Raw genomic sequence first — 12,996 nt, 5'->3', positions numbered from 1 at the left:
ATGGTTATGAGTCTAATCCACAACGGAGGCGAAACACATGAAACGAACGATCTCCTTTCTTTTATCAGCGACGTTTGGTGTGACGTTACTTGCCGGATGTCAAGATCAGCCGACACCTGAAGAACGTCTTGATGCCTACATCAAACTTTGGGAAAAACAAGATTACGATAAGATGTATACGTACGCGAGTACGGCTACTAAAAAGGAATACGGAAAAAAAGAATTCATCGACCGGACAAAACAGTTGTCGAAATCGCTTGATATCAAAAAGTTATCCGTCGAACGGAAGAAAGCGAAGGAAGCAACGGATGACGAAAAAGCGTCCCTTCCCGTACGAATCTCCTTTGATACGGTTGCAGGAGCCGTTGCTTATGATAAACAAGTCCCGTTAACATTCGAGAAACAAGGAGAAACAGAAAACTGGTTCATTGACTGGGACTCTTCGTTTGTTCTAAAAGACTTTAAGAAAGAAGACAAGGTTCAGTTAGAAACCGTAGAAGGCAAACGTGGTGATTTACTCGACGCGAACGATAAACCGCTCGCGACCTCCGGTAAAGGGTATACTGTCGGAGCAACTGCAGGACAACTTAAAGATGTCGACCAAGTTGCCGAGTTGCTCGACCGCCCGACCTCATCGGTCGAAGATTCCTTAAAAGCAAGTTGGGTCAAGGATGGACAATTCGTTCCGCTCAAAACACTGACCGACGAAGCAACGGTTGAAAAATTGCGTGACATTCCTGGAATCAGCGTCAAGGAGACAGAAGTCCGAACGTATCCACTTGGTAAAGCAGCCTCTCATTTAATTGGATATATCGGTTCGGCAACAGCAGACGAAATTAAAGAATCGAAAAATAAAATCCAAGCTGGTGAACAAGTCGGGAAACGAGGTCTTGAACAAGTCCTTGATGATCGGTTACGCGGTAAAACCGGTGCTTCGATCATTCTACAAAAGAAAGACGGATCAAGCGTTACCGTCGCTGAAACGAAGCCGACGAATGGTGAGGATATTCCGTTGACGATTGATGCTACGCTCCAGAAAAAGACGTACGACACGATGCAAGAGGATCCGGGAACGGCATCGGCAATCGATCCGCGGACTGGTGAGACGCGTGTCTTACTTAGCTCCCCGGGCTTTGATCCTTCTGAATTCATGTCAGGGATCTCGCAAGCGCGACTCGATGAACTGACGCAGGATCCGGATCAACCATTGTTGAACCGATTCACGAGTGCCTTCGCACCCGGTTCGACCCAAAAACCCCTGACGGCCGCCGTTGGCTTAAAGAGTGGAACACTTGACCCGGAAAAAGCCTATACGATCAATGGACTGAAAAATAAGATCGATGGTTTTAACGTCACGCGGATTCACGAGACGCCAGCACCCGTTAATCTGCACAATGCGCTCGTTTATTCAGATAACATCTATTTCGCCCGCTCAACACTCGAACAGGTCGGAACGAAAGCGTTCACGTCTGGACTTGAATCACTCGGATACGGAGAGAAGCTACCGTTTACGTATCCGTTACGCGCTTCTCAGATTTCAAACGACGGGACGATCTCTTCAGATGGACAGCTGATGGATACGTCCTACGGACAAGGACAGATGCTGACGAACATTCTCCATCTAACGTCGATGTATGAAATTTTCTTGACCGATGGAACAATCTATCGTCCGACTCTTTTACAAGAGGAAAAAACGAAGCAAGTCTTCAAAAAAGATCTGCTGGATGCGAAAGACGCGAAGATGATTCGTGATGATCTCTATGACGTTGTCCATAACGGCTACACGCTCCCGGCCGATATCAAGGAAGTCGATGTTGCCGGTAAGACCGGTACGGCAGAATTGAAAAAGGCAGGCGAAACCGATGGAAAAGAGAATGGCTTCTTCGTCGGTTACGATAACGACAAAAAAGATCTTCTCGTTGCCATCATGATCGAATCGGTCGAAAAAGAAGATCGTGGCAGTCCGTATGTATCGGGTCTTGTTGCCGAAGTACTCAAACAAAATCGATGATTGGAGTGATTGCTTGATGATCCGCACGAGCCGTACTTCAGACCTCCCTGCCCTGCTTGCACTGACGGCAGAGACCTTCTTGCACCATCAACGATTATCGCCTCACTTTCATCCAGATGTAACGACACCGTACACGCTGGAGTCTTTAAGTCAGATGGTGGAAGCAGAACAACAACTCTGTCTGACAGCGCTTGACGGAGAAACACTCGTTGGTTACTTGTTCGGCAAGTGGACTGCGCCAGCATCCGATCGATTTACACCAGTCCGGATCTTGAACATCACCGACGTCGGTGTCACCTCATCCCATCGTTCATTCGGAATTGGTCGCCAGTTAATGCAGGCTGCAGAAGAACTCGCACTCGAGCGAAAGGTCGATGCTGTTCGCTTAAACGTTTGGGCGGTCAACGACCGTGCCGCCACGTTTTATGAGGAACTTGGATTTGAACCGCTGTATACCAACTTGCAGAAGTCGCTCGTTCAACAGTGACATCTATACGAAAAAGGGGCTGACTCAAAAAAAAGAATGACGCGTCTTTTCACGCCCTTTCCTCAGGCGAGACACAAGCCCGCTTCCCTGCTTCATTTAAGCAGGAAAGCGGGTCTTGTTCGTCTCTAACAGCGCATAAATGCGCCTGATCCTGTAAGAGTGGTGTGTGACGCGTCATTCTTTTTGTTACGAGATAAGGGTGGCAGATCATCATTCTGCCACCCTTATCTTTGTAGAGACTGTCCTTTGAGTCAGGTCCTTTTTATTAATGCGACGGCGTCGCCGCAAGACGTGCTGCCATCAACTGTTGAATTGTTTCTCGATCGTTCTGGTGCAGTAAATCGACGATTTTACTGCCGACGATGACCCCCGAGACTGGGCGGCTCAATTGTTTGACGTGTTCCGGTGTACTGATCCCGAACCCGGCAAGTACAGGTACTGGACTGTTTGCTGCGACGTTCGCTAAGTGGTCTTCAAGCGCCGTATCAAACGTCGTCTGTCCACCTGTCGTTCCGTTGACCGTGACCGCATAGAGGAATCCTTCACTTTTATCGGCAATCTTTTGAATCCGCTCCATCGGACTCGTCAAGGAGACGAGCTGGACGAGCGCGATGTCCGATTTGTCCTCTTGCTCGAAGAACTGTTCGCTCTGCTCAAGCGGCAAATCAGGAATAATCAGTCCGTCGACCCCGACTTCGCGACATGTCGCTAGAAACACCGTTAATCCGTAGCGGAAAATCGGATTTAAGTACGTCATCAAGACGACAGGAACATCGACGGTCTGACGAGCAACGCGAACTGCCTCGAGGACATCCTTCAGTCCGACGTTCGCTTCTAGTGCGCGAAGTCCCGCTTCTTGAATGACTGGACCGTCAGCGACAGGATCCGAAAACGGAACACCGACTTCAATCGCTGTCGCTCCGGATTCAGCGAGAAACGACAGGATTTCCGGGAGTTGATCAATCCCTCCGTCTCCCCCCATGACGTACGGAATGAAGGCTTTCTCCCCTTTGCTCGTAACGGTACGAATGGCTGTTTCTAATCGCATCACGCTTCCCCCTTTAGTGCGTTTCTGACAGTGACGACGTCTTTATCGCCCCGTCCTGATAAGCAGATGACGAGAATCTCTTCCTTGTCCATCTCTGCCGCGAGTTGAGTCGCGTAGGCAATCGCGTGTGCCGACTCAAGTGCCGGGATGATTCCCTCCTTGCGGCTCAACAACTGGAGTGCTTCCAGTGCTTGTTCATCGGTCACCGCTTCATATTGGACACGACCGATATCTTTTAGCAAGCTATGCTCCGGTCCGACACCCGGGTAATCGAGTCCAGCTGAGATCGAATGCGCTTCTTGTACTTGACCGTGTGCATCCTGTAAGAGATACATCATCGAGCCGTGCAAGACACCGACCTCTCCTTTTGTCATCGTCGCTGCGTGTTTCTCTGTGTCGATTCCGCTGCCCGCCGCTTCAATGCCATACAATTTTACATCTGTATCATCGATGAACGGGTGGAACATCCCGATCGCATTACTACCGCCGCCGACACAAGCGACGATCGCCTCTGGTAGACGCCCCTCTTTTTCGATGATTTGGCGTCGTGTCTCTTTTCCGATGACTGCTTGGAAATCACGGACGAGTTGCGGGAATGGGTGTGGTCCGAGAACAGAACCCATCAAGTAATGCGTGTCTTCGACATGTTTGACCCAGTAGCGGAGTGCTTCATTGACGGCATCTTTGAGTGTCCGACTGCCTTGTGTGACTGGGATGACGGTTGCTCCAAGTAACTCCATCCGGAAGACGTTCAATTCTTGACGACGGACGTCCTCTTCTCCCATGAAGATGACACATTCGAGATCGAGTAAGGCACAGACCGTCGCTGTCGCGACACCGTGTTGTCCTGCCCCTGTCTCAGCAACGATTTTTCGTTTCCCCATCCGTTCAGCCAGTAACGCTTGACCGATCGTATTGTTGATTTTATGTGCACCGGTATGGTTCAAGTCTTCTCGTTTCAAATAGATCTTTGCGCCACCGATCGTTTGCGTCAAATGTTCGGCAAAATAAAGTGGTGTTTCACGTCCGACGTATTCTTTCAATAATTCGTCCATCCGCGCTTGAAACGCTGGATCTTCTATTACCGTTGCGTAAGCTTCTTCGAGTTCGATCACCGCGTGCATCAATGTTTCCGGGATGTAGCGTCCTCCGTATTTACCGTATTGTCCGAGTGTATCTGGTTGTGCGTAGCTCATACTTCTCTCTCCTTTACGGCATCTGCGAATGCCTGCATTTTGATGGGATCTTTCCGTCCATCCGTCTCGATGCCACTTGAGACATCGACGACGAACGGGTGATATCGTTTGATTGCTTCTCCGACGTTTCCTGCTGTCAAGCCACCGGCAATGAACAGTGGTCGATCGGCTTGAATGTCTCGTGACCAGTCGAATGTCTCGCCACTTCCAGCAACCGGTGCGTCAACGAGCAAATAATCCGTCTGTTGCTCTACTTGTCCGATGTCCGTCACCGGAATCGCTTGAATGACGGGAACTGGTATCTCTCCGTCCGGAATGACACCATGAATTTGGACGAGATCTAGCGCGACTTGTTCGACCGCATCGGTCACCTGCTGGTAAGTCGGGGAGACGAAGACACCGACGACTTGGACCGTTTTTGGAATGTCGCGTCTGAGACGAGCCGCCTCTTCCAGCGTGACCTGTCGTTTACTTTTAGCAAAGATAAAGCCGATGTAGTCCGCTAAGCGAACTGCCGCTTCGACATGTTCTCTTTCCCGGAGACCACAGAACTTAATCCGTGTCATACGCGAACGCCACTCACTTCTCGGATGAAGACTTGCGGATCGTCTGCCCGCATCAACGTCTCGCCGACGAGGATCCCGTCTGCACCGGCAGCGTGTAATCGCTGTGCTTCCTCGACCGTCTTGATGCCACTCTCACTGATATACCGGACGTCCGATTGTTTTTGTTCGAGTAATCCGACCGATGTCTGTAAATCAACTTCGAACTTTTTCAAGTTCCGGTTGTTGATGCCAATGATTTGCGCACCAATCGCCTCTGCTCGGCGTAACTCCTCTTCGTCATGGACTTCGACCAAGACCTCAAGTCCTTCTGCGTAAGCATACGCATACAAGTCAGCAAGCGTCTCCTGCTCGAGAGCGGCGACGATTAAGAGAATCAACCGTGCCCCATGTGCTTTTGCCCGGTCGATTTGAATCCGATCAATCATGAAATCCTTACAAAGCACCGGGATATCGACTGCTGCAGCGACTGCCGCTAAATCGTCCATCGATCCTTTGAAGTACGTCTCGTCCGTCAAGACGGAGATGACAGTCGCCCCACTCGCTTCATATTGTTTGGCCTGAGTGACGACGTCGACGTCGAGTGCGATGGCACCTTTTGATGGCGACGCTCGTTTGATTTCCGCGATGACGGATAAATCCGCTCCCGCTAGTCGTTGCTTAATCGACGGCTTCAATGCCTCCCGACTGATCCGTTCGACACCAGTTAATTTTAATTGCAGGACTTCTGCTCGTTTCGTTTCGATGATGCGATCTAAGATATTCATCCGATTGCTTCCTCCCGTGTCATTTGTCGTAATTGATTCAATCGTTCCATCGCCCGTCCTGAGTCGATGCTATCCGCTGCTAAGGCGATTCCTTCTTCGATCGTCTTCGCCCGATTTGCTGCAAAGAGGGCAATTCCGGCATTGAGTAGGACCGTGTCGCGATAAGCACCATGCTCTCCACCAAGAACACGGAGTAAAATCGCCGCATTCTCTTGTGCACTACCTCCGCGAATTGCTTCAAGCGGTGCGGTCTTCAGTCCGACTTCCTCCGGATGAAGACTGAAGCGGATCAGCTCGCCTTCGTCGAGTAAGACGAGTTGGTTCGTTCCGGCAAGGGATGCTTCATCCATTCCATTCGCACCGTGTAAGACGATTGCCCGCTTCCGTCCGAGTCGATGCAATGTCAACGCCATCGTCTCAAGCATATCCTCCCGGTAAATTCCTAATAGTTGTGTCTTGAGCGGGACCGGATTCGTCAACGGCCCGATCAAGTTAAAGATCGTTGGAATCCGCAGATCGCGTCGGACCTTCATGATTTGCTTGACGCGTGGGTGCATCCGTTGCGCAAACAAGAAGGCGATTCCGTTCGACTCGAGCTGTTCTGCTAAACGTTCCGGTGTCGCATCGAGCGAAACCCCGAGTGCTTCGAGCACATCAGCGCTTCCCGTTTTACTCGAGACACTCCGATTCCCGTGCTTCGCGACTTTTATGCCGGCACCTGCCAGAACGAAGGCGGCTGTCGTACTGATGTTGAACGATTGTGAGCCGTCGCCTCCAGTGCCGCAGTTATCCATGAAATCGCCGGTGACCGGAATGTCGAGGGCGACCTCGCGCATGATTGAAGCGAGACCGGCTAATTCTTCTGCAGTCTCTCCTTTTGCTTTCAATGCGACGAGAAAAGCGGCAATTTCGCTATCGGTAACGTCTTCCGCAAATAGTTCGCGTGCTGCCTGTTGCATCTCTTCATATCGTAAATGTTTTGCTTCTGCTAATTTCAATAACGTCTCTTTCATCGTTCGTCACTCCTTTGTCAATTCAATGAATCGTTTAATCATCTGCTGTCCTTGTGGTGTTCCGACAGATTCAGGATGGAACTGGATTCCGAACGTCGGATGCGTCCGGTGCTCGAGTGCCATGATCGTCCGGTCATCCGTTTCTGCTGTGATGACGAGCTCCGTCGGTAAGTCGTTGCGAGCGACGATCAGCGAATGATAGCGCATGACCTCTAACGTTTCCGTCATTTCGTCGAAGAGTTGTCCCGATTGTCGAATCATCGATGTCTTCCCGTGCATGATGACTGGTGCTTCGACGACGCGTCCTCCGAATGCTTCGCCGATTGCCTGATGTCCGAGACAGACACCGAGAATCGGTACTCGACCCGATAATTGACGAATGAGATCGATGCAGATGCCAGCGTCAGCCGGGCGACCGGGACCGGGTGAGAGGATGATGCCGTCTGGTTTCATCTCGCGTAGTTCTTCGATGCTGACCGCATCGTTTCGAATGACGTGAACGTCCGTATAAACGGATGCGTATTGGTATAGGTTATAGGTAAAGGAATCATAATTATCAATTAGGACGATCATTTCCAAACCTCCAGTAGTGATTTCGCTTTGTGTAACGTCTCCTGGTACTCGAGGCGTGGAATCGAGTCGTAGACGATGCCAGCTCCTGCTTGAACAGAAGCGACACCATCCTTGATCACCATCGTCCGGATCGCGAGGGCAAAATCCATATTCCCTCGAACATCGAAATAGCCGACCGCCCCGGCATATACTTCTCGTTTCACCTGTTCGTACTGGTCGATCAACTGCATCGCTCGGATTTTCGGAGCTCCCGTGACCGTCCCAGCCGGTAGACAAGAGACGAGTGCGTCTGCGCCGGTCTTTCCGTCTGCTAACGTCCCTTCAACGACAGAAACGAGGTGCATGACGTTCTTGAAGCGCTCGATTTGCATGAATCGCGTCACCTCGACGGTACCAATCTGACAAATCCGACCGAGGTCGTTGCGTCCGAGATCGACAAGCATCCGGTGCTCGGCCCGTTCCTTCTCATCGTGAAGCAACTCCTCTGCCAGTCGTTCGTCCTCTTCTTTCGTCTTCCCCCGGCGGCGTGTGCCGGCAATCGGATTCGTCGTCACTCGATTCCCTTTGACTTGGACCAAACTTTCCGGGGAGGCCCCGAGTACGATCGCTTCGCCTAAGTCGATATAGAAGAGATAAGGGCTTGGATTGTCCTTGCGGAGCTTCCGGTAAAACTGGAACGGGTCACCTGAGAACGTCGCATCGAGGCGTTGTGAGAGAACGAGTTGGAAGACGTCGCCTTGGCGAATATGTTTCTTTGCTTGTTCGACGAGTCCTTCAAACGTCTCTTGATCCATCAACGGTTCATAGACGACATCCCGGAGAGGACGCTCGATATCCGTTCGCTCCCGTGGTTGCTCAAGTTGTGCTTTTCGTTCTGCTAAACGTTGACGTAATTCATCACGATCAGTGATGCCACCGAGCGACGTCTGAATCAAATGAACACGATGTTCGAGATGATCGAACAGGATGATTTGGTCGTATACAGCGAGTAGCGCGTCCGGTAGTTGTCTCGTTCGCTCTGGAATATCACCAAGCGTTTCATATGCGCGCATCATGTCGTAACCGACATATCCGATCCCACCCGCTAAAAACGGAAGGTCTTCTTCGACGCCACCCCGGAGGATCATCTGTTGCATCAGTCGTACTGGATCACCCGTTTCCTGCGTCAATCGACCTGTCGTCAACTGTTCCCGCGTCACGGTCCGTCCCTCTGCGCGAATCATCTCCACCGGATCAACACCGATGATCGAATACCGTCCTTGATCCGTATGCGCAGAACTTTCAAGCAAACATTTCTGTGTTCCGCTCAGTTGTTGAAAAATCATGATCGGCGTCATCTCGTCGCCGTTTAGTTCAAGTTGTTCGATGATAAGTGTGTCTGTCTGAACCATCCCTGTTCGCCTCCTGGAATATAAAAAAGTCCCCCACACAGCGTATGCTGCATGGAGGACGATTATCTCGCGGTGCCACCTCTCGATTGGAACGGTTTGACCGTTCCCACTTTGTCTGATGCGTCTTAATAAGAGACATCATAGCCTACGATAACGGGGGCATCCGTCGCGACCTACTTCTTCGTTCAGCCACGCTCTCATGAGACCATTCACGAAACCTCGCCGTACGGAAGTCACACCATTCTCCCGCTCTCTGAAACGCCGATGTTGTCTCGCTACTTAACTCACTCTACGATTTGTTTGATTCGATTGTATACGAAAAGGGTCTTCTCGCCCATTCATGTAGAACATGAAGGACGGGAAGACCCGCGGTACCACCTTCGTTGACGATGCTGACACCGTCCCCTTTGAAACGAACCGGACCGTTGTCCTGATTCGTCGACCCCGATAACGGGAGGAACCCGTCAGAGCCTACTACCCATTGAAGGGATTCGGTCTGAAGCTCAGAAGGCCATTCGCTTGTTGCCCGATACTGATTCGCACCACCCATCAGCTCTCTTGAATCGTTTCACAAGTTACTTCTCTTCGTCTTTGCTATCGTGTGTTGAATTGATTCTTATATTACGATGCTTCTTCTTCCCTGTCAACTGGAAAAACTCAGTATAAGGAAAGTTGGTTCGGATCAATCGATTCGAGCGCTTGTTTGACAGTTTGTAGGAACTGTCCGGCTACGAGTCCGTCGAGCACCCGGTGGTCGATCGACATACAGAGGTTGACCATGTCGCGTGCTGCGAACATGCCGTTCACCCAAACTGGACGTTTGACGATTGATTCAACGGATAGAATCGCCGCTTGCGGGAAGTTAAGAATCGGTGCTGATTGGATCGAACCGAATGATCCCGTATTGTTAACCGTAAACGTCCCACCTTGCATCTCTGCAGATGACAACGTGCCGGCTTGTGCGCGTTTCCCGAAGTCATCGATCGCGCGTGCGATCCCCTTGATGCTTAATTCATCCGCATTCTTGACGACCGGTACGAACAGAGCGTCCTGCGTCGCGACAGCAAGTGATAGGTTGATCGCTTTCTTTTGAATGATCTTATCTCCCGCCCATGTCGAGTTCATGATTGGATGTTTCTTCAATCCTTCGACTGTCGCCTTCATGAAGAACGGTAAGAACGTCAATTTGACCCCTTCTTGTTTGAAGAACGCATCTTTATGACGATTACGTGCTTCGACCAAGTTCGTGACATCAACTTCGATCATCAACCAAGCATGTGGCGCTTCGTGTTTCGCGCGAACCATGTTCGAAGCGATCGCTTGACGCACACCGGCAGTCGGAATCTCGATGTCGCCCGTTTCCGTCGGTTGTGGTGCACTGACCGGACGTTTTGGTGCGGGTGGTGCTTCTGCCGGAGGCGCTACCGGAGCCGCTTGCGCTTCCGGTTTTGGTTCCGTTGCTTGTGGTGTCGGGATCGATCCAGAGTCGATCAATTTCAAGAGATCTTTCCGGGTAATCCGGCCGCCCGCTCCTGTACCCGTCACTTGTTCGAGATCAATGCCATGCTCACCCGAGAGTTTCAAGACCGCTGGTGAATAGCGTTTTTTCATCGATGTATCAGCCGACGTCGTTTCTTCGACAGCCGGCACTTCTTGTTCGGTCGCCGCGACTTCCGTCGATCCGCCGCTGACTTGCATCGTGACGATCGCGTCACCGACTTGCAACGTATCACCTTCTTCTGCAAGCAGTTTTTCAATCACACCATCAAACGAAGATGGGACTTCTGCCGTTACCTTATCGGTAATGACTTCTGCAATCGGATCATATTTTTTGACAGTATCGCCCGGTTTGACAAGCCACATCGAAATCGTTCCTTCAGTAACACTTTCCCCGAGTTGTGGCATCGTAAGTGTTTCAGTCTTCATCGGTCAGTTCCCCCTTAGTATGCGTGTAACGTCCGGATTTTATCTTCAATTTTCTCGCTTGAGATGTTGAAGAACTTCTCCATCGTCGGAGCGTATGGCATCGCTGGGACGTCTGGACCACAGAGTCGTTCGATTGGTGCATCGAGATCGAACAATGCTTCTTCTGCAATGATCGCCGACACTTCACTCATGACGCTACCTTCTTTATTGTCTTCCGTGACGAGCAAGACTTTCCCCGTCTTTTTCGCTGCTTCGACGACTGCTTCGCGGTCGATTGGATACACCGTCCGCAAGTCAAGGATGTGGACATCGATTCCGTCTTTTTCAAGGCGTGTTGCTGCCTCAAGTGCCATATGAACACATAGCCCGTAAGTGATGATCGTCACGTCTTCGCCCTCACGCTTGACGTCTGCTTTACCGATTTCGACCGTATAGTCGCCTTCAGGAACATCTCCTTTTAACAGACGATAGCCTCTTTTGTGCTCAAAGAACAAGACCGGATCATTCGAACGAATCGCTGCCTTTAGCAATCCTTTTGCGTCATATGGATTCGATGGGATGACGATTTTCAGTCCTGGCGTCGAGTTGAACATCGCTTCGACCGACTGAGAATGATAAAGTGCCCCGTGAATACCGCCGCCGAACGGTGCGCGGATGACGATCGGACACGTCCAGTCATTATTCGAACGGTACCGAATCTTCGCTGCTTCACTGACGATTTGGTTGACCGCTGGCATGATGAAGTCAGCGAATTGCATTTCAGCAATCGGACGCATGCCGTACATCGCAGCTCCGATTCCGACACCGGCAATCGCACTCTCAGCGAGTGGTGCATCGATGACACGCTCTTCTCCGAATTGTTCGAGCAATCCTTGGGTCGCCCGGAAGACACCACCACGGACACCAACGTCTTCACCGAGGATGAAGACGGACTCGTCGCGTTCCATTTCTTCTTTGATTGCACTATTGATCGCTTCGATTAAACTTAACGTCGTCATTTCGTTTCCTCCTCGTCGTACACGTAACGTAATGCATTTTCTGGCGCATCGTAAGCTGCTGCTTCCGCATAAGCCGTTGCTTCGTCGACTTCTTTCTCCATCGCTTGTTCGATTTCAGTCGCTGATTCTTCCGTCAGGACGCCCATTTCAATCAAACGCGCCCGGAAGAGTTTGATCCCGTCACGTGCTTTTAAGGCATCGAGTTCTTCAGCAGAACGGTACGATTTATCGTCATCATCCGATGAGTGTGGCACGAGACGTTCGACTTCAACTTCAATCAAGGTCGGACCTTCTCCCCGTAATCCGCGCTCGCGTGCTTCCTTGACGACCTTGTAGACAGCGAGTGGGTCGATGCCGTCCACCGTATAGCCTGGCATACCATAGCCGATCGCCCGATCAGCAACGTGTTTCGCCGACAGCTGTTTCGAGAGAGGTGTCGAGATCGCGTATTTATTGTTTTCACAGAACAAGATGACCGGAAGTTTATGAATTCCGGCGAAGTTCGCCCCTTCATGGAAGTCTCCTTGGTTTGAAGAGCCCTCTCCGAACGAGACGTAAGCAACGAGTGGTTCCTTACGCATCTTCGCAGCCAGTGCAATTCCAACAGCATGTGGGACTTGTGTCGTGACCGGACTTGAACCCGTGACGATATTCAAGGCACGTGAACCATAGTGTCCTGGCATTTGACGACCACCTGAGTTCGGATCTTCTGCCTTTGCGAATGCCGACAGCATGATATCGCGTGACGTTTGACCGAAGTGTAAGACGACGCCTAAATCACGGTAATACGGCAAAATGTAGTCCGTTCCTTTTTCAAGGGCGAACGCTGCACCGACTTGAGCCGCTTCTTGTCCTTGACATGAGACGAGGAAGGGAATTTTACCCGCTCGGTTCAACTTCCACATCCGTTCGTCGATCTTCCGCGCACGGACCATCGTTTCGAACATCTGAATCGCGTCCTGTTCCGTTAATCCGAGTTCTACTAATTCTTTGAATTCTATTTTTTCCATCCGTAATTCCTCC

The 12,996-nt window shown here is 50.9% G+C and carries 12 protein-coding genes and 2 other annotated features; of the genes, 2 read left to right on the top strand and 10 right to left on the bottom strand.

Translation table 11 applies throughout. The features are described from left to right. The first annotated feature begins 37 nt into the window (after positions 1 to 37). Both MKY22_RS05105 and MKY22_RS05100 read left to right on the top strand, forming a co-directional pair. Positions 38 to 2,011: a penicillin-binding transpeptidase domain-containing protein gene (locus MKY22_RS05105; RefSeq protein WP_290778677.1), complete on the top strand. Its 1,974-nt coding sequence runs from the start codon at positions 38 to 40 to the stop codon at positions 2,009 to 2,011. Then, complete coding sequence (locus MKY22_RS05100; protein WP_341087168.1) at positions 1,956 to 2,498, top strand: GNAT family N-acetyltransferase; 543 nt, start codon at positions 1,956 to 1,958, stop codon at positions 2,496 to 2,498. Before MKY22_RS05105 ends, MKY22_RS05100 begins: the two co-directional genes overlap by 56 nt. Positions 2,499 to 2,763: 265 nt before the next feature. On the opposite strand, the gene trpA is transcribed toward MKY22_RS05100, so the two are convergent. The 10 genes from trpA to MKY22_RS05050 form a co-directional block, all read right to left on the bottom strand. Continuing rightward, the gene (gene trpA / locus MKY22_RS05095) at positions 2,764 to 3,546 is read right to left on the bottom strand and encodes a tryptophan synthase subunit alpha (RefSeq protein ID WP_290778673.1); all 783 of its coding nucleotides are present in this window, start codon (positions 3,544 to 3,546) and stop codon (positions 2,764 to 2,766) included. Next, a complete protein-coding gene (trpB, locus tag MKY22_RS05090; protein WP_290715361.1) occupies positions 3,546 to 4,742 on the bottom strand; it encodes a tryptophan synthase subunit beta in 1,197 nt (398 codons plus the stop codon). Before trpB ends, trpA begins: the two co-directional genes overlap by 1 nt. Beyond that, positions 4,739 to 5,308, bottom strand: a complete 570-nt coding sequence (locus MKY22_RS05085; protein ID WP_290778671.1) for a phosphoribosylanthranilate isomerase — start codon at positions 5,306 to 5,308, stop codon at positions 4,739 to 4,741. The genes trpB and MKY22_RS05085 overlap by 4 nt, the downstream gene beginning before the upstream one ends. After that, positions 5,305 to 6,072 (bottom strand): indole-3-glycerol phosphate synthase TrpC, encoded by a 768-nt coding sequence (trpC, locus tag MKY22_RS05080; RefSeq protein ID WP_290778668.1) that lies wholly within the window; start codon positions 6,070 to 6,072, stop codon positions 5,305 to 5,307. The genes MKY22_RS05085 and trpC overlap by 4 nt, the downstream gene beginning before the upstream one ends. Further along, entirely contained in the window at positions 6,069 to 7,085 is a 1,017-nt protein-coding gene (trpD, locus tag MKY22_RS05075) for an anthranilate phosphoribosyltransferase (protein ID WP_341087163.1), read from the bottom strand. The genes trpC and trpD overlap by 4 nt, the downstream gene beginning before the upstream one ends. 6 nt (positions 7,086 to 7,091) lie before the next feature. Beyond that, a complete protein-coding gene (locus MKY22_RS05070) occupies positions 7,092 to 7,658 on the bottom strand; it encodes an anthranilate synthase component II (RefSeq protein ID WP_290778663.1) in 567 nt (188 codons plus the stop codon). Next, complete coding sequence (trpE, locus tag MKY22_RS05065; protein ID WP_064300279.1) at positions 7,655 to 9,049, bottom strand: anthranilate synthase component I; 1,395 nt, start codon at positions 9,047 to 9,049, stop codon at positions 7,655 to 7,657. Before trpE ends, MKY22_RS05070 begins: the two co-directional genes overlap by 4 nt. Positions 9,050 to 9,100: 51 nt before the next feature. After that, positions 9,101 to 9,350 (bottom strand) — a binding site (T-box leader). 48 nt (positions 9,351 to 9,398) lie between these two features. Further along, positions 9,399 to 9,650: a binding site (T-box leader), on the bottom strand. Between the two features lie 56 nt (positions 9,651 to 9,706). Further along, positions 9,707 to 10,975 (bottom strand): dihydrolipoamide acetyltransferase family protein, encoded by a 1,269-nt coding sequence (locus MKY22_RS05060; protein ID WP_290778657.1) that lies wholly within the window; start codon positions 10,973 to 10,975, stop codon positions 9,707 to 9,709. 14 nt (positions 10,976 to 10,989) lie between these two features. Next, a complete protein-coding gene (locus MKY22_RS05055) occupies positions 10,990 to 11,973 on the bottom strand; it encodes an alpha-ketoacid dehydrogenase subunit beta (protein ID WP_023467596.1) in 984 nt (327 codons plus the stop codon). Continuing rightward, positions 11,970 to 12,983: a thiamine pyrophosphate-dependent dehydrogenase E1 component subunit alpha gene (locus tag MKY22_RS05050; RefSeq protein WP_023467595.1), complete on the bottom strand. Its 1,014-nt coding sequence runs from the start codon at positions 12,981 to 12,983 to the stop codon at positions 11,970 to 11,972. Before MKY22_RS05050 ends, MKY22_RS05055 begins: the two co-directional genes overlap by 4 nt. Positions 12,984 to 12,996: the final 13 nt, after the last annotated feature.

Origin of the sequence: Exiguobacterium sp. FSL W8-0210 (assembly GCF_038006045.1) — a bacterium.
Lineage (GTDB): Bacteria > Bacillota > Bacilli > Exiguobacteriales > Exiguobacteriaceae > Exiguobacterium_A.
This window is presented reverse-complemented; position numbering and strand designations above follow the sequence as displayed.

Bases quoted from the DNA above. Each gene is read 5' to 3' on its own strand.
- MKY22_RS05105 (WP_290778677.1), top strand. From the start codon at position 38: ATGAAACGAACGATCTCCTTTCTTTTATCAGCGACGTTTGGTGTGACG.
- trpA (WP_290778673.1), bottom strand. From the start codon at position 3,546: ATGCGATTAGAAACAGCCATTCGTACCGTTACGAGCAAAGGGGAGAAA.
- trpB (WP_290715361.1), bottom strand. From the start codon at position 4,742: ATGAGCTACGCACAACCAGATACACTCGGACAATACGGTAAATACGGA.
- MKY22_RS05085 (WP_290778671.1), bottom strand. From the start codon at position 5,308: ATGACACGGATTAAGTTCTGTGGTCTCCGGGAAAGAGAACATGTCGAA.
- trpC (WP_290778668.1), bottom strand. From the start codon at position 6,072: ATGAATATCTTAGATCGCATCATCGAAACGAAACGAGCAGAAGTCCTG.
- trpD (WP_341087163.1), bottom strand. From the start codon at position 7,085: ATGAAAGAGACGTTATTGAAATTAGCAGAAGCAAAACATTTACGATAT.
- MKY22_RS05070 (WP_290778663.1), bottom strand. From the start codon at position 7,658: ATGATCGTCCTAATTGATAATTATGATTCCTTTACCTATAACCTATAC.
- trpE (WP_064300279.1), bottom strand. From the start codon at position 9,049: ATGGTTCAGACAGACACACTTATCATCGAACAACTTGAACTAAACGGC.
- MKY22_RS05060 (WP_290778657.1), bottom strand. From the start codon at position 10,975: ATGAAGACTGAAACACTTACGATGCCACAACTCGGGGAAAGTGTTACT.
- MKY22_RS05055 (WP_023467596.1), bottom strand. From the start codon at position 11,973: ATGACGACGTTAAGTTTAATCGAAGCGATCAATAGTGCAATCAAAGAA.
- MKY22_RS05050 (WP_023467595.1), bottom strand. From the start codon at position 12,983: ATGGAAAAAATAGAATTCAAAGAATTAGTAGAACTCGGATTAACGGAA.